General features: G+C 42.2%; 19 protein-coding genes. 14 read left to right on the top strand and 5 right to left on the bottom strand.

Annotation, left to right across the window (positions count from 1 at the left end; all coding sequences use genetic code 11):
- Window positions 1-194 precede the first annotated feature (194 nt).
- Window positions 195-617 (bottom strand): hypothetical protein, encoded by a 423-nt coding sequence (locus ACMVDV_RS02735; protein WP_416157106.1) that lies wholly within the window; start codon window positions 615-617, stop codon window positions 195-197.
- Between the two features lie 338 nt (window positions 618-955).
- On the opposite strand from ACMVDV_RS02735, the gene ccoN reads away from it, so the two are divergent.
- The 11 genes from ccoN (at window position 956) to ttcA (ending at window position 10,881) form a co-directional block, all read left to right on the top strand.
- Window positions 956-2,389, top strand: a complete 1,434-nt coding sequence (gene ccoN, locus ACMVDV_RS02730) for a cytochrome-c oxidase, cbb3-type subunit I (RefSeq protein WP_304184622.1) — start codon at window positions 956-958, stop codon at window positions 2,387-2,389.
- Window positions 2,390-2,401: 12 nt separating this feature from the next.
- On the top strand, window positions 2,402-3,076 hold the full coding sequence (ccoO, locus tag ACMVDV_RS02725; RefSeq protein ID WP_304184653.1) for a cytochrome-c oxidase, cbb3-type subunit II: 675 nt from the start codon (window positions 2,402-2,404) through the stop codon (window positions 3,074-3,076).
- 6 nt (window positions 3,077-3,082) lie between these two features.
- Window positions 3,083-3,268, top strand: a complete 186-nt coding sequence (locus ACMVDV_RS02720; RefSeq protein WP_304184623.1) for a cbb3-type cytochrome oxidase subunit 3 — start codon at window positions 3,083-3,085, stop codon at window positions 3,266-3,268.
- Window positions 3,265-4,242, top strand: a complete 978-nt coding sequence (ccoP, locus tag ACMVDV_RS02715; protein WP_416157105.1) for a cytochrome-c oxidase, cbb3-type subunit III — start codon at window positions 3,265-3,267, stop codon at window positions 4,240-4,242. The genes ACMVDV_RS02720 and ccoP overlap by 4 nt, the downstream gene beginning before the upstream one ends.
- Window positions 4,243-4,378: 136 nt before the next feature.
- Complete coding sequence (locus ACMVDV_RS02710; protein ID WP_416157104.1) at window positions 4,379-4,870, top strand: FixH family protein; 492 nt, start codon at window positions 4,379-4,381, stop codon at window positions 4,868-4,870.
- 10 nt (window positions 4,871-4,880) lie between these two features.
- Complete coding sequence (locus tag ACMVDV_RS02705; RefSeq protein ID WP_416157103.1) at window positions 4,881-7,256, top strand: heavy metal translocating P-type ATPase; 2,376 nt, start codon at window positions 4,881-4,883, stop codon at window positions 7,254-7,256.
- Window positions 7,253-7,420 (top strand): cbb3-type cytochrome oxidase assembly protein CcoS, encoded by a 168-nt coding sequence (gene ccoS, locus ACMVDV_RS02700; protein ID WP_145233504.1) that lies wholly within the window; start codon window positions 7,253-7,255, stop codon window positions 7,418-7,420. Before ACMVDV_RS02705 ends, ccoS begins: the two co-directional genes overlap by 4 nt.
- Window positions 7,413-8,084, top strand: coding sequence for a sulfite exporter TauE/SafE family protein (locus ACMVDV_RS02695; protein WP_416157102.1), 672 nt, complete (start codon window positions 7,413-7,415; stop codon window positions 8,082-8,084). The genes ccoS and ACMVDV_RS02695 overlap by 8 nt, the downstream gene beginning before the upstream one ends.
- A 41-nt stretch (window positions 8,085-8,125) precedes the next feature.
- On the top strand, window positions 8,126-8,860 hold the full coding sequence (locus ACMVDV_RS02690) for an FNR family transcription factor (RefSeq protein WP_416157101.1): 735 nt from the start codon (window positions 8,126-8,128) through the stop codon (window positions 8,858-8,860).
- 105 nt (window positions 8,861-8,965) lie between these two features.
- The gene (gene uspE / locus ACMVDV_RS02685) at window positions 8,966-9,889 is read left to right on the top strand and encodes a universal stress protein UspE (protein WP_304184636.1); all 924 of its coding nucleotides are present in this window, start codon (window positions 8,966-8,968) and stop codon (window positions 9,887-9,889) included.
- Between the two features lie 86 nt (window positions 9,890-9,975).
- Window positions 9,976-10,881, top strand: a complete 906-nt coding sequence (gene ttcA / locus ACMVDV_RS02680; RefSeq protein WP_416157100.1) for a tRNA 2-thiocytidine(32) synthetase TtcA — start codon at window positions 9,976-9,978, stop codon at window positions 10,879-10,881.
- Between the two features lie 59 nt (window positions 10,882-10,940).
- Here the strand turns inward: ttcA and secF are convergent, their stop codons facing one another.
- From secF to ACMVDV_RS02660, 4 genes are all read right to left on the bottom strand, one after another.
- A complete protein-coding gene (secF, locus tag ACMVDV_RS02675) occupies window positions 10,941-11,867 on the bottom strand; it encodes a protein translocase subunit SecF (protein ID WP_416157099.1) in 927 nt (308 codons plus the stop codon).
- Window positions 11,864-13,708, bottom strand: coding sequence for a protein translocase subunit SecD (gene secD, locus ACMVDV_RS02670; RefSeq protein WP_416157098.1), 1,845 nt, complete (start codon window positions 13,706-13,708; stop codon window positions 11,864-11,866). The genes secF and secD overlap by 4 nt, the downstream gene beginning before the upstream one ends.
- A gap of 104 nt (window positions 13,709-13,812) precedes the next feature.
- A complete protein-coding gene (locus ACMVDV_RS02665; RefSeq protein ID WP_416157097.1) occupies window positions 13,813-14,310 on the bottom strand; it encodes a hypothetical protein in 498 nt (165 codons plus the stop codon).
- 121 nt (window positions 14,311-14,431) lie between these two features.
- On the bottom strand, window positions 14,432-15,481 hold the full coding sequence (locus ACMVDV_RS02660) for an NAD(P)-dependent alcohol dehydrogenase (protein WP_416157096.1): 1,050 nt from the start codon (window positions 15,479-15,481) through the stop codon (window positions 14,432-14,434).
- Between the two features lie 200 nt (window positions 15,482-15,681).
- Here ACMVDV_RS02660 and ACMVDV_RS02655 point away from each other — a divergent pair, with 200 nt between their 5' ends.
- The 3 genes from ACMVDV_RS02655 to ACMVDV_RS02645 all read left to right on the top strand — a co-directional run bounded on the left by ACMVDV_RS02655 (window position 15,682) and on the right by ACMVDV_RS02645 (window position 20,556).
- On the top strand, window positions 15,682-17,430 hold the full coding sequence (locus ACMVDV_RS02655; protein ID WP_416159043.1) for an ABCB family ABC transporter ATP-binding protein/permease: 1,749 nt from the start codon (window positions 15,682-15,684) through the stop codon (window positions 17,428-17,430).
- 155 nt (window positions 17,431-17,585) lie between these two features.
- Complete coding sequence (locus tag ACMVDV_RS02650; protein WP_416157095.1) at window positions 17,586-19,664, top strand: M13 family metallopeptidase; 2,079 nt, start codon at window positions 17,586-17,588, stop codon at window positions 19,662-19,664.
- Window positions 19,665-19,842: 178 nt separating this feature from the next.
- Window positions 19,843-20,556 (top strand): YebC/PmpR family DNA-binding transcriptional regulator, encoded by a 714-nt coding sequence (locus tag ACMVDV_RS02645; RefSeq protein WP_304184646.1) that lies wholly within the window; start codon window positions 19,843-19,845, stop codon window positions 20,554-20,556.
- Window positions 20,557-20,570 lie beyond the last annotated feature (14 nt).

Here is a 20,570-nt window from a genome sequence, read left to right as displayed (position 1 = left end):
TATTGTATATTCATGTTCGATTTTATTAAGTCGTCTTAAGGTAAGCATATATGAGAAAGGTTTACTTTAATTATCCTACTAAATTCACTGGCTATCTTTAAAGTACAATGTGCAAACACAGTAGCTTGTGGTCGGATTGAGAAAGGATGAAGTTATAAACAGCATGGTTGTAACTATATAGAGGCAAGCCAATATCAATAAGTCACATCAAAGTAATACAACACATGCTCAGCGTGTCCCTGCTGATTGTTAAGCTCTAACACTAATTTCCAGGTCATGTTTCGCTCTGAACAAATGCCAACCATAGTTTGTGCGACTAACATATCATCACGCGGCGCAAACAAAACGGGAATAAAACCCATATACATAGTAACGCCTTCAAGCTTTGCGCTTTGCACTGAAACCCCATTAGGCAGTGACAAATAAATTTCAAAAGGCGTTTCTGGGGTTGTTTTTTGCTCAGCCAACCAAATTTTTACTTGGTTATTATATTGGCATAATTGATTCGGTTGGCAACTTGCAGCTGGCCTTTGCTCTTCTATACTTATCGTTTGTGGATCACATGCGACTAACAGTTGTAATACGCTTATGAGCACCATTAGAAATTTAATTGGCATAGCATTCCTTGGATAGAATAAAGGCGGATACTAATCAGCGTACCGTTAAAATACAACCACTGAGCAGAATTATCACGCAAATGGACAAAAAGTGTCTCAAAAATAGCCAACTGTGTGAGAAAAATTGATTGATGTCATAATTTTATGCAATTGACCTATCTTTTTTAAGCCAAAAATTTTATCATTTCCCTGCAAAAATAAGGGTTTCTCGAGTTTGTTTTCTGAAGCAGTCAAGGCTTTGAGGGTTTTTGATAACATACTTGTGAATAATAGTAGGCCCCACTTTCTAAAGTGGGTAATTCATTTCTAAACGCATAAATTGCAGCGGAAGCCAGAAAATGAGCCAAACAGTAGCATCACAAACTGAGTACAACTATAAGGTTGTACGCCAATTCGCTATTATGACAGTGATTTGGGGCATCGTTGGCATGAGTATTGGGGTTCTGATTGCTGCCCAATTAGCTTGGCCAGCACTTAACTTTGATACACCATGGTTAACTTACTCTCGACTTCGTCCGTTACATACGAACGCAGTTATTTTCGCATTTGGTACAAGTGCACTTTTTGCGACGTCGTATTACGTCGTACAACGTACCTGTCAAACGCGCCTTCTTTCAGATAAATTAGCCGCCTTTACATTTTGGGGCTGGCAATTAGTTATTGTACTTGCGGTTATCACGCTACCTTTAGGTATTACCAGCTCAAAAGAATATGCAGAGCTTGAGTGGCCAATCGATATCTTAATTGCTGTGGTATGGGTTACCTATGCAGTTGTGTTCATGGGCACCATAGCTAAACGTAAAGTGTCTCATATCTATGTTGCGAACTGGTTCTATGCTGGTTTTATCATTACTGTTGCAGTACTGCACATTGTAAATAGCATGGCAGTGCCGGTATCATTAACTAAATCATACTCTATCTACGCAGGTGCGGTAGATGCAATGGTACAGTGGTGGTATGGTCATAACGCTGTAGGTTTCTTATTAACCGCTGGTTTCTTAGGTATGATGTATTACTTTGTACCGAAACAAGCAGGCCGTCCGATTTACTCTTACCGGTTATCAGTGGTTCACTTTTGGGCATTGATATCACTTTATATTTGGGCCGGTCCTCACCATTTACACTACACTGCGCTTCCTGATTGGACGCAAAGTTTAGGTATGGTTATGTCAATCATCTTATTCGTTCCTTCTTGGGGTGGCATGATCAACGGTATCATGACGCTATCAGGCGCATGGCACAAACTACGTACCGATCCAGTGCTACGCTTCTTAGTTGTTTCATTATCTTTCTATGGTATGTCTACCTTTGAAGGTCCGATGATGGCAATTAAATCTGTAAATGCCCTTTCTCATTACACTGATTGGACCGTTGGTCACGTTCACTCAGGTGCGCTTGGTTGGGTTGCAATGATTTCTATTGGTGCAATTTATCACCTTATCCCTGCATTATTCTCGCAAGGGCGTATGTACAGCGTAAAACTTGTCAATACCCACTTCTGGTTACATACCGTAGGTGTTGTACTTTACATAGTTGCGATGTGGATCTCAGGTGTTATGCAAGGCCTTATGTGGCGCGCAGTAAATGCTGACGGTACATTAATGTATAGCTTTGTACAGTCGCTACAAGCATCACATCCTTTCTATGTTATGCGCTTCTTAGGTGGTGTATTCATCGTCGCGGGTATGCTGGTTATGGCTTATAACGTTTACCGTACGATTTCTGCGAAAAATGATTCGTTGAAATTAGACGCGCAAGCACAGTTAGCATAACGGAGTGAGATGATGAGCAATAAAAATTCACAAAATAAACATGAAATAGTCGAAAAGAATATCGGCCTTATGGCTATCTTGACTGTTTTTGCTATCAGCTTTGGTGCATTAGTAGAGATCACGCCACTAATGTTCCAAGACGATACCACTAAGCCTGTAGATGGCTTACGTCCACTTAATGCACTTGAAATGGAAGGACGCGATATCTATGTACGTGAAGGTTGTTATAACTGTCACTCGCAAATGATCCGCCCTTTCCGTGACGAAGTTGAACGTTATGGTCACTACTCTGTGGCAGGCGAATCAGTATGGGACCACCCTTTCCAATGGGGTTCTAAACGTACCGGCCCTGATCTTGCTCGTGTTGGTAAACGATACTCGGACGACTGGCATTACGCTCACTTAGTTGACCCTCGCGCAGTGGTTCCTGAGTCGAACATGCCAGGCTTTCCTTGGTTAGCAGAGGATCGCGTTGATACAAGCCTGACTCTGAAAAAACTTAAAATTTTCCGTGATACATTTGCTATCAATCCAGAAAACCCAGCACACCCAGGTTTAGGATATGGTAGTGATGAAGAACTAATCGCTGACGTTGCCAAAGTTGATGCAATGAATGACGGTAAAGGTGCAACAGAAATGCAAGCCCTTATCGCTTATTTGCAACAACTTGGCACCCACTTGAAGTAATTAATTATGGATTACGGAACATACAGAGGCATTTTAACTCTGGTAATTTTAGTACTATTTATTGTCATTGTTGTGTGGGCGTACAGCAAACGTAGTAAAACACGTTTTAAAGACGCTGCAAATGCTATCTTTGAAGATGAGAAAAAGCATAACGATACAATCTCTAACGAGGAAAAGGGGTCTGAGAAATGACTAGCTTTTGGAGTATATGGGTTATTGTATTAACCCTTGCCTGCTTATTTATCATTTTTGGCTTACTTGTGTGGAATTTAACAAACTACACAGGCGTTAAAGAAGGTGAAAGCTGTGGGCATGAATTTGATGGTATTGAAGAGCTAAATAACCCACTGCCTAAGTGGTGGACTTACATGTTCTTTGCAACATTCGCATGGTCAGTTTACTACTTAGCCGCATACCCAGGTTTAGGTAACTGGGAAGGTTTAGGTAAATGGACCAGTTCTAATCAAGGTATTACTTCTTTAGCAGAATCTAAACAAGCTGTTGAAGACGCGCAAGCCGATGGCCGCTTTGTTAAGCTCGATGCGGAATACCGTGCAGCAGATAAGCGTTTTGGTCCTATTTTTGCCGCTTTTGCTCAGCAAGATATCGAAACGCTTGCTACTGATGAAAAAGCACTGGAAATTGGTCAGCGTTTATTCGCACAAAACTGTTCTCAGTGCCATGGCTCAGATGCACGTGGTGGTCAAGGCTTTCCTAACCTAACTGATAAAGATTGGTTATACGGCGGTACACCTGACAAAATCAAAGAAACCTTATTACACGGTCGTATTGCAGCAATGCCACCTTGGGGTGCTGCATTAGGTGAGCAAGGCGTTAAAGAAATGACCGCTCATGTACTAAGCTTGTCTGGCCGTACAGTTAACCAAAAAGACGCAAGCGCCGGTGCAGCTAAGTTTGCCATGTGTGCCGCGTGTCATGGTGCAGATGGTAAAGGTTCTGTTGCTCATAACCTACCGTTTGGTGCTCCTGACTTAACGGATAACATCTGGCTCTATGGTGGCTCACAACGCGCTGTTGAAGAAACTATCATTAATGGCCGTGCCGGTGTAATGCCAGCATGGAAAGACATTTTAGGCGAAGAAAAAATCCACCTATTAACGGCTTATGTATATAGTTTATCGCTAGATAAACAATCAAAACGTTAATGAAATGTTTATAAATTAATGTTTTGATTCAATAGTTTAATTAAGATCAAAAAAGCCTCCATCTGGAGGCTTTTTTTTAGTCTTTTCAATTAAATTCCTATAAAATGCGCTTATCGTAACCAAATTAAGTGTATTTATGACTGCTACTCCTTGGTATAAAAATTTCTGGCCTTGGTTCTTAATCTTTTTTCCACTCGTTGCCATCATTGGTTGTATTTCTTTGTTTATCACAGCAATCGGCAATGGCCCTGATATGGTTGTTGATGATTACTACAAAAAAGGTAAAGCGATTAACTTAGAATTAAGTAAGTTCGATAAAGCTAAAGCGTTATATTTACACGGTGAATTGCATGTTGATAGCGACAAGATAAGCTTTAAATTCAATAAAGGTGATACCAGTAATATTCACTCGCTAAAGCTGTCTTTTTATCATCGCACAATTCAGGATCATGATTTTAGTACCCATTTAACACCTAATGCGAATGGTGAGTTTACCGCTATTATCGAACCATACATTAATGGTACTTATACTGTATTTATTGAGCCAACCGACGGTAGTTGGAAACTAAAAGAAAACATCACTTTGCCAAGTGAGCAAAGTATTGCCATAAGTCCGGAATATAAGTAGTCACCCTATCATGTCTAATAACTGCTTTCATTGCCTTGAAAGTGTACCAACTGGTTTTAGTGCTACGGTTGTTATAGAAGGTAGCGCGCAGCCAATGTGTTGCATTGGCTGCCAAACTGTTGCTGAGACCATTGTCGCCCAAGGCATGACCGATTATTATAAATTCAGAACTGTGACGGCAGGTAAAGTTGAGCAGCTCATCCCTGAGCAGCTTGAATTGATCAAAAGTTACGATAATGAAGATATTCAAGATGAGTTTATCGCCACAAATGGTGATGTCAGTGAAGTGCTACTCACCGTTGAAGGCATCACTTGCGCCGCGTGTGCATGGCTTATTGAAAAACAACTGCTGAATATGCCAGCCGTTAAACGGGTAGATGTAAACACCTCAACTAACCGTGCCATGATCCAATGGCACAAAAATGCCTTGCCGCTGAGCGAAATAATCAAATCATTACTTGAAATTGGTTACAAAGCGTATCCTTTCCAAGCCGATCTTGAAGCAAGCCAAAAACAACTCGTTGCCAAAGCCTACATACGCAGGCTTGGCGTGGCAGGCTTAATGACCATGCAAGTGATGATGTTCGCATTTGCCATGTATTTTGGTATGTTTTCTGGCATGGAAGAAAACTTTGAACAGTATTTTCGCTGGATCAGCCTAATACTCGCCTCACCAGTTATTCTCTACAGCGCGATGCCCTTTTTAAGCAACGCAATTAATGGCTTAAAAGCAAAACAACTGAATATGGATTTACCTGTTTCGTTGGCTATTTTTGGCGCGTATGGCGCTAGTAGCTATGCAACAATTATGGCAGTTGGTGAAGTCTATTTTGAATCTATTTGTATGTTTACCTTTTTACTCTTATTAGGTAAATATTTAGAGTTTCGTGCGCGTCTTAAAGCCAGTGAATTTACCGCTAACTTGCAAAAATTATTACCGCTTACAGCACGAAAATTGGATGAAAATGGCCAAGAACATATTATTGCAGCTAAAAAGCTGCAACTCGATGATCGGGTATTAATTAAAGCCGGGGAAACCATTCCAGCAGATGGCATTATTTGCGCGGGCAGCACCACAGTTGACGAGTCTATGATGACTGGTGAACATTTACCTGTTAATAAATACATTGAGCATCACGTTTTTGCAGGAACGCTAAATCATGATGGTGTGATTGAAATTCGCATCAACAAAATTGGCCAAAATACACTTTTAAATCAGATAATAAAGCTTCAGCACAGTGCACTTGCCACGCGGCCAAAATTGGTAGAAATTACCGACAAAGTGGCACAATGGTTTGTTGCCTGCTTACTGATCTTTGCCTCGATCACCGCAATAGGCTGGTATCAGGTTGACCCAGAACATGCATTTTGGATCACTATTGCGGTGCTTGTAGCAACCTGCCCTTGTGCACTAAGCTTAGCTATTCCAACCGCATTAACCTGTGCTGTGGCCACGCTGACTCGCAAAGGAATACTCATTAAGCAATCGCATGTGCTCGAGACTCTGCCACAATTAACTCGCGTTGCATTTGATAAAACAGGCACGTTAACGCAAGGACGTTTTACACTCGATGCCGTCGATTTATTATCTGGCTCGCTTTCTAAAAAACAAATTTTAGGCTTAGCTGCGCAACTCGAAAGCTATTCTGAGCATCCTATTGCCACTGCGTTTACTGAATTTACACCGACGCAACGCCATTTAACCAATATTAAGGTTCATCCAGGCCTGGGTATTACCGGTGAAGATAACACGCACCATTATGCAGTGGGTAAAAGCGGCTGGTTTAACAGTAAAAAAAGCAATGCTCAAGCCACTTTTTATATTGATCAACAACCGGTTGCCAACTTTTATTTTGTTGATGAAATAAAAAACAATGCAGCACAGTTAATCGCTTCTTTACAGCAGCAAGGCTTAACTTGTCATATGCTAACCGGGGATGCCTCAAATACAGGACAGCAAATTGCTAAGAAGCTCAAACTTGATAGCTTTAAAGTAGCCTGCTTGCCAGAAGATAAACAAAGCGAAGTACAACACTGGTCTAGCCAAGGTGAAATTGTCGCCATGGTAGGCGATGGTGTCAACGACAGCCCGGTGTTTAACAGCGCGCATTTATCTATTGCAATGGAAACTGGCGCTGATATTTCCAAAAATACCGCCGATGTGGTATTACTCAACAGTGATTTAGCTGCTATCGATCATTTATTAACGGTATCGAAAAAAACGCGCCGCATAATAAAGCAAAATTTAACGCTCTCATTGCTCTATAATGGCTCTATCTTACCGCTTGCGGCATTAGGTCTTGTGGCGCCTTGGATGGCAGTCATAGGAATGTCTGCAAGTTCCATTATTGTGATCAGTAACTCACTGAGGTTATTAAAGTTATGAGTATCATTTATATCCTAGTCCCCATTGCTATTTTATTTGTATTAATTGCAATTGGGGTGTTCTTTTGGGCTGTTCGCGGTGAACAATTTTCAGATTTAAACAAACAAGGTCATAGTATTTTGTTTGAAGACGACAAAGAGCAACACAAAAAAAGCAATGATTGATCCGTTATTCGTCAGCGCGTTTATTATGGGATTAATTGGCAGCGGCCACTGCATTGCGATGTGTGGCGGTATTGCCAGTTCCTTGCAATTAGCAACAGATAAAACCCGACCATGGCAGTACTCTATTGCGTATAACTTCGGCCGCGCTGGCAGCTATATGTTAGCGGGAGCACTCGTTGCAGGGATCAGCAGCCATTTTGCCACCCAAAGTCATTGGGGCGCGTTAACCTTAGCATTGCTAAGTGGCCTATTTATGATCTTAGTGGGCTTGTATATCATGCGTTTAGGTGTAAGCTTACAATGGCTTGAATCGCTGGGAAAAACCTTAGTATGGCAGCACTTGGTAAAGCTAAACCGCTTTATCATGCCAATCAACTCATTACCTAAGGCAATCGCTTATGGCGCACTATGGGGTTGGCTGCCGTGTGGTTTAGTTTATTCAGCGTTAACGTGGGCGATGACCAGTAAAACGGCCACTGATGGCGCTTTAGTCATGCTATTTTTTGCTCTTGGCACATTTCCGGCCATGTTAAGCATAGGCATGGGCGCACAAATATTACATAAAGTATTAAACCACCCATGGGCACGCATAGTGCTGGGCAGTGTACTTATTTGGTATGGGGTTTATTTACTTATTATTGCAACTGATCAGCTGCTGCATTAATCTTAACAGATTAATGTGACAACATTTTATGGACTTAACTCATGGATTTATCTCACAACAAAGCCAAAAACAATTGCACTATCAGCTGTAACGACTGCAGTATTAGCCAATTATGCTTACCCTTTACCCTCAATGGTCAAGAGCTGGATAAACTGGATGAAATCATCGAGCGTAAAAAGCCACTGCATAAAGGTGATTTTCTGTTTGAGTTGGGTGCCCCATTGAGCGCTATTTTTGCAGTTCGCTCTGGTTCATTTAAATCATACACCCTCTCAGAGCAAGGGGATGAACAGATCACTGGCTTTCACTTGGCAGGAGACTTAATTGGTTTTGATGCAATAAATAAGATGACTCATCAAAGCTTTTCTCAAGCACTTGAAACATCAATGGTGTGTGAAATCCCATTTGACACATTAGATGAATTGTCAGGTAAATTGCCGAAATTACGCCAACAAATTATGCGTTTGATGAGCAGTGAAATTAACTACGATCAAGAAATGTTACTGTCTCTGAATAAGAAATCGGCTGAAGAGCGCTTAGCCAGCTTTATTCATAATTTATCGAATCGTTTCGGTGAGCGTGGTTTTTCCCGCAAAGAGTTTCGCTTTACTATGACTCGCGGCGAAATTGGCAATTATCTTGGCTTAACCGTTGAAACTATTAGCCGTTTACTCAGTCGTTTTCAAAAAGCGCAGCTAATAAAAGTGGAAGGTAAATTTATCACTATTTTAGATAGTGACGGTTTATCAGCCGCCGCGGCAATTCATCCTAAATAAACTTGATCTAGCGCAACATATGTTTTGCTGTTACTTTAACTCCTCATGAAATGCGTTACACTGTAAGTATTAACTAACCATAGAATGTAGTTAAAGGAGCAGCTTATGAACACGATCAAACAGATCCTCGCTATTATCGACCCAACCACTGATTCGCAGCATGGTTTATCTCGCTCTATTGAACTTGCTAAAAAATCCGGTGCCAGTATCACCGCCTTCATGAGCATTTATGATTTTTCATATGAAATGACGACCATGCTCTCTGGGGATGAACGCGAAGCAATGCGTAACGCAGTCGTAAAAGACCGTCAATTATGGGTAGATGATATTTTGACCCAGTATCCAGAGGTCAAAATCCAAAGCCAAGTTGTTTGGCACAATCGCGCTTATGAGGCGATCATCGATACAGTTATCAATCAACAGTTTGATTTAGTCGTCAAAGGCACTCACCAGCACGATACCCTTAAATCCGTTATTTTTACGCCCACTGATTGGCATTTAATTCGTAAATGTCCAGCCCCCGTATTATTAGTCAAAGAGCATGCATGGCCTGCGCAAGGGAATATTTTAGCTGCGGTTAATGCCGTCAGTGAAAACCAACAACACCTTGATTTAAATCATCGCATTATTAAAGACGCGCAATTTTTATGTGAACTTGCCAACGCCAGTTTAAATCTGGTCAACGCCTACCCTGCAACGCCTGTGAATATCGCCATTGAAATTCCAGAGTTTAATCCGAGTGTCTACAATGAATCGGTGAAAAAACACCATATTGAATCAACCCAAGAATTAGCAGCCAAACATCAAATTAGTCAACAAAACTGTATAATCGAAGAAGGTTTACCAGAGGATGTGATCCCGGATGTCGCTAAGCGCCTTAACAGTGAACTTGTTGTCATTGGTACCGTTGGCCGTACAGGCTTAAGTGCGGCATTGGTGGGGAATACCGCAGAGCATGTTATTGACAGCCTTGATTGTGACGTATTGGCCTTAAAACCCGATGGCTATGTTTCTCCATTAGCAAAATAAATTAGTCAATAAATAAGTTTTGAGCATTGTCACTTTCAGCATATAATACGCCCCTTTATTTTACGCATAGTATTCAAGGGGCCGTAATGTCGCATTCTGTTCAAGCCAAAGCGCAATTTAACTTCAATAAGTTACAAAAGCGCTTACGTCGCCAAACTGGTCAAGCGGTGATGGACTTCAATATGATTGAAGCAGGTGATCGCATCATGGTCTGTTTATCAGGCGGCAAAGACAGTTATACGCTACTGGATATGCTGCAGCATTTACAACGCGTTGCACCCATAAAGTTTGATCTCTTTGCTGTAAATCTAGATCAAAAGCAGCCAGGGTTTCCTGAACATGTGTTGCCAGAATATTTAGACACACAAAACATTGAATACAAAATTGTCGAAGAAGACACTTACAGTATTGTCACCGATATCATCCCTGAAGGTAAAACCACCTGTTCACTATGCTCACGTTTACGCCGCGGCATTTTATACCGTACCGCAAATGAAATGGGTGCAACTAAGATTGCCTTAGGCCATCATCGTGACGATATGATTGAAACAATGTTCCTAAACATGTTTTACGGTGGCAAACTAAAAAGCATGCCGCCTAAATTAATGAGTGATAACGGTGAGCACATGGTCATTCGCCCATTAGCATACTGTAAAGAAACTGATATTGAACAATATGCTATCAGCCAAGCCTACCCTATCATTCCGTGTAACCTGTGTGGCTCACAAGAAAATTTACAGCGAAAACATACCAAAGCGATGCTTGCTCAGTGGGATATTGACCACCCAGGTCGTATTGAGAGTATTTTTACAGCAATGCAAAATGTGGTGCCATCACACTTAGCAGATAATGAATTGTTTGATTTCGCCAACTTAACAACCGGTGCAGTGATAGATGGTGGTGATATTGCGCTTGATAAACCAGATATCCCAAAACAGCCTGTGCTTAACGACGATGAAACAGCTGAAGTAGTGACGATTAATTTAAGTTAACAAATTAACTTATAAAATAAAATGCCGCGACTATCGCGGCATTTTTGTTTTATTGTCAGTTACGGCATATCCATTAACGCTTGACTCTGTTCATCAATTTTAATGTGGTAGTTCTCATGTCTTAAACCCAGTAGTTGCGGTAACGTTGCAGCAATACAAATTGATGACAAAGTACCCACCACGATCCCCACAAATAGAGCGATCGCAAAGCCCTGTAATGGCGCACCTGCCAATAACCAAACGCTTGCGACCGTCGCAAGTGTAGTTCCAGAGGTGATCAAGGTACGGGTCAAAGTACTCTTAATCGATTCATCTATCACTGTATTCACGCTAGCTTGTTGCTTTTTAGTATCTAAACGCAGCAGCTCGCGCACTCTATCGCCAACAATAATAGAATCATTTAAGGAGTAACCAATGATTGCCAGCAAACTCGCTAACACGGTTAAGTTAAAATCAAGCTGTAGCCATGCAAATAAGCCAACCACTACAATCACATCATGCATTAAAGCAACGACTGCCCCCAGCGCTAAACGCCACTCAAACCGTAGCGCTAAATAAATCATCACGGCAACCATCGCTGCAAATAATGCCAAACACCCTTGTTCAAATAATTCATCACCCACTTGTGAGCCTAAGTAAGAAGATGACACAACTTCAGCACCCAGCGATTCATCTTGCGTAACCGTTGCGAGCCACACTGAAGTACTTGCTTGCTCTGCTTCTCTTAGCTGAAAGTGTTGGCTAGATTGTGCACTCAAGGTAAAGTTATCAGGATGATAACCACTAATTTTAGCGGCTAGTTCAACCTTACTGATCGGCACTGAGGTAGTAAACTCGGTTAAATATCCGCCAGTAAAATCAAGGCCAAAATTTAATCCTTTGGTAGCAATACCTAGTACAGAAAAAACCACCAATAAGATAGATAAAACCAAACCAGATAAACGTAAACGCGTTGCTGTGCTCATTTTTTCAGTTGTAATATTCATACGCGGGCTCCTTGTTTACTAGCTAATTTTAAGTACAACGTTTGGCTCAATGCCTTCGATACATAAACACCGGTAAACACACTGGTTATCAGTCCCAAAGCAAGCGTAATTGCAAAACCTTTGATTGGCCCATAACCAATACCGTATAAAATAATAGCGGTGATCATAGTGGTAATATTGGCATCAAAAATAGTGCTGAAAGCTTGTTTATAGCCCTGCTCTATTGCTTGATATGGCGCACGGCCTTTGCGGCGCTCTTCTTTGATACGTTCAAAAATAATAACATTGGTATCAACAGCCATACCAATCGTCAGTACCAAACCTGCAATCCCTGGTAAAGTGAGCACCACGCCAGGCAACAGCGACATTAATCCAACCAAGGCGGTTAAATTCAGCAATAAGGCAATATTCGCCACCAGCCCTAAACGGCGATACCACAGCGCCATAAAGGCTAATGTAATACCCATGCCTAACATTAAAGCGGCTAACCCGTTGTTAATATTATCGGCCCCTAGGCTGGGTCCAATGGTTTGCTCTTGCACTATGGTCACCGGAGCCGTCAGTGATCCAGCTCGCAGTAATAACGCTAAATCTTGCGCCGCTTGTGGGCTTTGCATATTAGTAATACTAAATTGACTACTCAAGTGCTGGGCAATATTAGCCACATTGATCACTTCACTTTTTTTAACCACATTGCCTTGGGCATTTTTGTAATATTCAGAATACACCGTAGCCATTGGTTTACCGATATTACGTTTTGAAAACGCCGACATAGCTTCGCCACCTTGACTATCAAGACTTAGCTGTACTAATGGTTTTCCCCATTCATCCCGCCCAGCATGAGCATTATTAATATGCTGACCTGAAAAAATAGCAATGGGATCTAGGTTGATGGTCCCCCCATTCTGCAGAGTAAAGGTTTTTCCGCCATATTCTTTTAGTTGATAAAAATCAAGCGATGCCGTTGCACCAATGATCCGCTTTGCTTCTGTAGGATCTTGTACACCGGGCAGTTCAATACGGATACGTTGCTTGCCTTGACGTTGGGTTACCGCTTCTGTGATGCCTAATTCTTCAATACGGCCACGCAGAGTAGTCAAGGTTTGACTCATCACCTCTTTAGCAAACGCGCTACTGCCTTGTTCACTAAAGCTAAATGCCACTGTTGTTAACTTACCTTGTGCATGCACAGTCGCGGCTAAACGTTCAAAACGCTTTAATAGCTGCGCTTGCACTGCAAGTAATTCATCTTGAGCCGCTGGCAGTGCATGCAATTCAAACCCCTGTGCATTTTGCTGTACGCGGACCCCTCTGGCTTTCTGATCACGAATAATCGTTTTTGTTTGCTCATAAGCGCTATCAAGTTGTTCTTGTTGTGCTTTAGCTAAATCAACATCTAATACAAATAGCACGCCACCATTGAGATCAAGCCCTAGTTTTATCGGCGCTAATCCTAAACTTTGTAGCCAGTCAGGACTTGTTTGATGAGTCACTATTTTTACATGCAACTGCGCAAACTCACTTTTTAACGCTTGTTGCGCTGCTGCGCTTTTGGTGGGCTCTTGAAGTAGCACATTTAATGAAGGTAGCTGCTGTGATGACTGCACGGATTGCTCGACAATAAAGCCGTGTTGATTTAAAAAATCAATGACATTTTTTTGCGTATCAATCGCTAGTAGCTCGGAGTGTAACGGCTGTTGCGGTGTAACATGCAGCCACGATTTTGCAGGATATAAATTTGGTAAGGCACTAATAGTCAGTAATATCAGCGCTAAAAGCATCGCCATATAGCTTATTTTAAAACGCTGCAACAGCGGTTTTTTTGATGATTTTTTTAACATACTTCTTCCTTAAGCCTATCAAAGCATAGGCTTCACGCCAGATAGGCGCAGTTATTTACTGCTTTAGCGAAATCGCTAAAACACCGAAAAATTAACTGGAAGAATTAACTGTGGTAGGTAAGGACTGCCCGATACTGTAAATTAGCGTCTTTCCAACCACTCAAACGTGACTTTTTACCATCATAAGATACAAACCAAGGTAATCGTGTGGGTGGTTCAAGAGGCTGTAAGTAGAGTTGCCGCGCAAGGCTTGGCACAAAAAACTCAAATATTGCCGCATAATTTGGCTCTACTTGACTAGGATATAAAAATAATGACGAGTTGCTAACCGTTAAACGTGGTTGCAATGATTCAAAACCAGATCCTTGCGGTTGTTGATCCGCAGCTAACATGGCGACTTGTTTACTTACAGATAAGTGGCTGGATACTGCTGTGTTGGCTGCTTTAGGTTGAAAATCACTGAACTGCGAAAAAACCTCTGCTCCAACCAATACGCTCGGCTGTGTCTGAATTACCGCCATGCTACTGGCAGCAGTTGCCTGCACACTAAAAAGTGCAGCAAACATCAGTAATACAGTAAGGACTAAGCGAAAGCGAATCATTTTATTATCAAAAAAGTGAACTAGCTTATTAATGAGGCTGAATCATACTATTTCAATAGCTAATTTACGATAAAAAAAGCCGCAAGCTTACTACCTGCGGCTAAACAAGCACGGATCTAAATTAATCAACTGCCAATGATGACATGTCAATCACATAGCGGTGAGATAAATCGCCTTCTTTTAGGCGCTCAAACGCTTGATTGATTTCATCCATTTTAATCATTTCAACTTCAGGAAGAATATTGTGCAGTGCACAAAAATCGAGGATTTCTTGCGTTTGCGCAATACCACCAATTAACGAGCCCGCCACACGACGCCGACCCAATAATAATGGCACTGAATTTGACTCTGCCATTTCACCCACTTGGCCAACCAGCACTTGCGTACCATCAATATCTAAAAGCGGCAGATATGGGGTAAAGTCATGCTTAACGGGAATGGTATTAATGATCAAATCAAAGTTATTTGCATGGCTCTCCATCGCTTTTTGATCGTTAGATATCAGTAAGTTTTTTGCACCATATGCTAAAGCCTTCGTTGCTTTATCAGCACTACGACTAATGGCTGTCACATGCGCCCCCATCGCGGCTGCAATTTTAATAGCCATATGGCCCAAGCCACCTAAACCTATCACTGCAACACGGCTACCAGGGCCGACATTCCAAGTACGAAGCGGTGAATAAGTGGTTATCCCGGCACATAAGATCGGTGCACATTTTGCCAAATCTAAATTCTGCGGCACGCTAAGTACAAATTCTTCACGGACAACAATATGCTTTGCATAACCCCCTTTCGTCATTTCACCGCTTACGCGGTCTTGTCCTGAATAGGTACCAACCATGCCTTCGCGACAAAACTGCTCTTCACCTTGATGACACTGATCGCACGCTAAACAGCTATCCACCATACACCCTACCGCAACATGATCGCCAACCTTGTACTTAGTAACGCCACTGCCTACTTCTAATACGCGGCCGACAATTTCATGACCCGGTACGATGGGGTATTGTGTCCATCCCCAATCATTTTCAGCGGTATGTAAATCAGAATGGCACACACCACAATACAAAATTTCAATATTGACGTCTTCACTGCGCAAAGCACGGCGTTCAAAATGATAAGCTTCTAATGGTTTATCCGCAGCATGTGCCGCATAACCTACTGTTTTCATGTTTGCTCCTTATTTTAACGTCAGACTGTATAACGTTAAATGTTACACTATTAGCCATATAGTATAGGATTAATTGTAAATTTCCACTTGCCTAAATCAGGCAGACTTTTGCCTGATTCTACATTCATCAAATTTATAAAAGAGAGCCTAAATTGCGTGGAATGAGCCAAAAAGAGCATACCAGTAAACATGTAGATGCCATGAATTTAAAGCAAAGTGTTAAAACACTTTGGCCTTATTTAATGGTATTTAAAGGTCGGGTCTTGTTAGCCGTACTTGCGCTTATTGCTGCAAAAGGTGCAACCTTGCTGATGCCATGGGCGCTTAAAGAAATTATTGATGCCGTTGATGGCAACCTGCAAGCCATTCTTATCGTCCCTGTAGCGCTGTTACTTTTATATGGTGGACTGCGCTTTGCGGGGGTGTTTTTTGGCGAACTACGTGATGCTTTATTTGGCCGCGTAACAGAGCATGCCATACGCCATATTGGCCTAAAAGTATTTAAACATTTACATGCACTTGAGCTGAGCTTTCATTTAGATAGACAAACTGGCGGCATTAGCCGTGATATTGAACGTGGTACCCAAGGGTTAAGCTTTTTAATGCGTTTTTTAATGTTTAATATCATCCCTACCCTCTTTGAAATTCTTATTGTGGCAGTCATATTCGCCACGCTTTTTTCGCCTTGGTTTGCACTTGTTACGCTCGTTGCAGTGATTATTTATATCGCCTTTACTGTTATTGTTACGCAGTGGCGTAATCGCTTCATTCGTGAAGCAAATCAAGCTGACAACAACAGCAATAGCCGTGCAATTGATAGCTTACTAAACTACGAAACCGTCAAATACTTTAATAATGAAGCCTATGAAGCGAAAAGTTACGACTCATTTTTAGCCACTTGGGAGCAAGCACGGCTAAAAAATCGCTTATCTTTATTAGCACTCAATTCTGGCCAAGCACTGATTATTGCCGCTGCGATCACCGCCTTGATGTGGTTAGCGACCTTAGATGTAGTATCCGGCGAACTCAGCATTGGTGAACTGGTGATGATCAATGCCTACATGATCCAGCTATTTTTGCCGCTTAACTTTTTAGGCTTTGTGTATCGAGAAATTCGCCGCGCTCTCACTGATCTGGAAAATATGCTTGGCCTATTAACCCGTAAGCCACTCATTACAGATAAAGAAAATGCGCAGCAGCTCACTATACAAAACGCGAATATAGAATTTAAAAATGTTAATTTTGGCTATCACAGCTCGCGGGCTATTCTCAAACAACTGAGCTTTAAAATCAAAGCAGGTAGCAAAGTAGCCGTTGTAGGTGCCAGTGGTGCCGGCAAAAGCACCCTTGCCCGCTTACTGTATCGTTTTTATGATATTGACAGTGGTGCAATTTGTATTGATGGTCAAGATATACGCAGTATCACTTTACACAGCTTGCGCCAAGCAATTGCCATCGTCCCACAAGACACCGTACTTTTTAATACTAGCATACGGGACAATATCGCCTATGGGCGCCCTGACGCAACAACAGCGGAAATTGATCACGCCATTGAAATGGCTCATTTAAAGCCCTTTATAAGCAGTCTTGATAAAGGCGATCAAACCCTTGTCGGTGAACGCGGCTTAAAAGTCTCTGGTGGTGAAAAACAACGCATTGCCATCGCTCGCGCCATCTTGAAAAAATCACCGATCTTAATTTTTGACGAAGCGACCTCAGCGCTGGACTCTCACTCAGAGCAAGCAATCTTAAACGCCATGCGCGAAGTTGCCAATAACCATACCAGCTTAGTGATTGCGCACCGACTATCAACAATTACCGATGCCGACACTATCCTTGTCATGCAAGCAGGCGCGCTGGTTGAACAAGATAGTCATACGCAACTATTAGCCTTACAAGGCGAATACGCACGGATGTGGCAGTTACAACAAACGCAGTCAAAAAATTGATAACTGTTGCTTACTCAGTTACTTTAATTGTTAACACAGCTTTATCGGGTGGTTAGGTTATTCACCTCAAAAAGTTTGTCTCGCTTTACATTATCTATAACAATCACAGTAAGAATTATAAAACCTATGATAAAAATAACATTCAGGGCAACCCAATGAAAAAAACACTTATTGCAGCAACACTTGCTGCCACATTTCTAGCTGGCTGTTCACAGCCTGAAACAACTGAATCATCAGCAGCAAAAACAGCTGTTGCAACAACCGTAAGCGCTGAAAAACCTGAGCTTGGTAGCTTTGGCGTAGATTTAACGGCTCGTAATGAAGCAGTAAAACCCGGCGATGACTTTTTTATGTACGCCAGTGGTACTTGGTATGATAACTACGTGATGCCCGCTGACAAAACCCGCTATGGTGCATTTTCTGGCTTGGCAGAGCGCAGTGAAGAGCGCGTTAAAGAAATCATTGAAGAAATAGCAGCTCGTGATGATCTTAATGCAGAAGAGCAATTGATTGCTGATTTTTACAACGCCTATATGGACACAGCAACACTTAATAAGTTAGGTATTTCACCGATCAAACCATTATTGACTGAGATCAGTGGCGTATCATCAACCGATGACCTCGCTAAGTTGTTTGGCCAAGCTTGGCTTACTGGTGTTAATTCACCAATTGGCGGCGGCATGTGGTTTAACCGTCTTGACCCAAATAAATACGAAATGTCTTTAGGCGCAGGCGGTTTAGGTTTACCAGATCGTTCATACTACCTTGAAGATGCAGAGCGCTTTGAAAAAACCCGTAGCGCATACGTTGCGCACATCGCACAAATGCTCGAACTAGCTGGGATAGACAACACCACAGAACGTGCACAAGCAATCTTAGCCCTCGAGACTAAAATTGCACAAGGTCATTGGCCTCGTGAAAAACGCCGTAACCGCGACTTAACATTAAACCAAATTCAGCGCGGTGATCTAAACGACACATACCCAGGCTTTAACTGGGATCTATACTTTGCGCAAACTGGCTATCAAGTACCACAGCTAAACGTCTCACAACCTGAGCCAATCAAAGCCATGATTGAGCTTATCAATCAAGAAGACCTAGCAGTCTGGAAAGACTACTTAACCTATCACGCACTCAGTGGTAATGCCGAGCTGCTATCTGAAGAAGTATTCAATACTAACTTTGCGTTTTACGGTAAAGAGCTTAATGGTCAACAAGAGCCACGCCCTCGTTGGAAACGTGCGATCAGCCAAATGTCGAGCACCAATTCTTTGGGCTTTGCGATTGGTAAAGTGTATGTAGCACGCTACTTCCCAGAGTCATCAAAACAGCAAATGTCTGAATTGGTTGAAAACCTACGTACAGCGCTGGGTGAGCGTATCGATAACCTAGATTGGATGGGCACAGACACCAAAGTAAATGCGCGTGCTAAATTAGCCGCGTTTGTGCCAAAAATCGGCTACCCAGATGTATGGCAATCATTCGATGGCTTGACTATTAGCAACAACGATTTGATGGCTAATATTAAAAACACCCGCGAATTCTTCCAAGCCGACAGTGTTGCTAAAGAGCTTGAAAAAACCGACCGCAACCGTTGGGGTATGACACCACAACGTGTTAACGCTTACTACAACAGTTCATTTAACGAAATTGTGTTTCCTGCGGCTATTTTACAACCACCATTTTTCGATCCTAATGCAGATGCTGCGGTAAACTACGGCGGCATTGGCGCAGTAATAGGTCATGAAATGGGCCACGGTTTTGATGACCAAGGTTCTAAATCAGATGCCAACGGTGTACAGCGCAACTGGTGGACTGACTCAGATCGCGCTGCATTTGATGCCAAAGCCGACCAACTTGCTGAGCAATACAGTAAATATGAACCAATTGAAGGTAACTTCGTTAATGGCCGGAATAGCTTAGGCGAAAACATCGGTGATGTAGGTGGTTTAGCCATGGCTTACCACGCTTATAAGTTAAGCTTAAATGGTAAAGAAGCCCCTGTTATTGATGGCCTGACTGGCGATCAACGCTTCTTCTTAGCTTGGGCACAAGTATGGAAAGAAAAACGCACCGAGCAAAGCATGCTAAACCAACTGCGCGGCGGCACCCATGCGCCAGGTCGTTTTAGAGCACAAGCACCACGTAACCACGATGCATGGTACAAAGCATTCAATGTACAACCTGGTGATGCTTTGTATTTACCAGAAGATCAACGCGTACGTATTTGGTAATAACCCGATACATTTCGCTTGAAAATATAACCCGCAACTGCGGGTTATATTTTTTCTGCTGCTTGCCCACTCAAAGCAATTTTAATTCCAACGACGCTCGCATCTAGTGGTGGTTTGGGTATAGAATACGGCACTACAAAATTTATACTTTTAAAAATATATTTAAGGCGAAACGCAGATGGGAAGAGCTTACCAAAACAAAAAAGATTCAATGGCTAAAACTGCGGGTGCTAAAACTAAAGTTTACTCAAAGTACGGTAAAGAAATTTATATTTGTGCTAAAAACGGTGGCGTTGATCCAGATGGCAATCTATCGCTGCGTCGCTTAATTGAACGTGCAAAGAAAGACCAAGTACCAGCACACGTAATTGACCGCGCAATTGATAAAGCCAAAGGCGGCGGCGGTGAAGACTATTCAGCAACTCGCTACGAAGGCTACGGCCCGGGTAACTGCATGATCATTGTTGATTGCTTAACTGACAACAATAAACGTACCTTTGCTGATGTACGTGTTTGCTTTACTAAAGCCAATGCTAAAATTGGCGCACAAAACTCGGTATCTCACTTATTTGATCACCTTGCTATTTTTGTATTTGATGGCGACGACGATGAAGCCGTGCTTGAAGCACTGATGATGGCTGACGTTGATGTCACCGACGTAGAAGTAGAAGCAGGCAAAGTCACTGTGTTTGCTCCGCATACTGAGTACAACAACACCCGTACCGCACTGGAAGAAATGGGTGTTACTGAATTCGATGAAGATTTGATCTCATTTGTGCCACAAATTGCAGCACCAATTGCAGGCGAAGACGTGGAAGTAATGGAACGCTTTTTAGCCATGCTTGAAGACTGTGACGACGTACAAAACGTGTACCACAACGCACAATTTTAATTTTATTGACTAAA

This window comes from Pseudoalteromonas sp. ASV78 (assembly GCF_047806705.1).
GTDB lineage: Bacteria > Pseudomonadota > Gammaproteobacteria > Enterobacterales > Alteromonadaceae > Pseudoalteromonas > Pseudoalteromonas prydzensis_A.
Note: the sequence above shows the minus strand (reverse complement) of the source record. Positions and strands in the feature narration are given on the sequence as shown.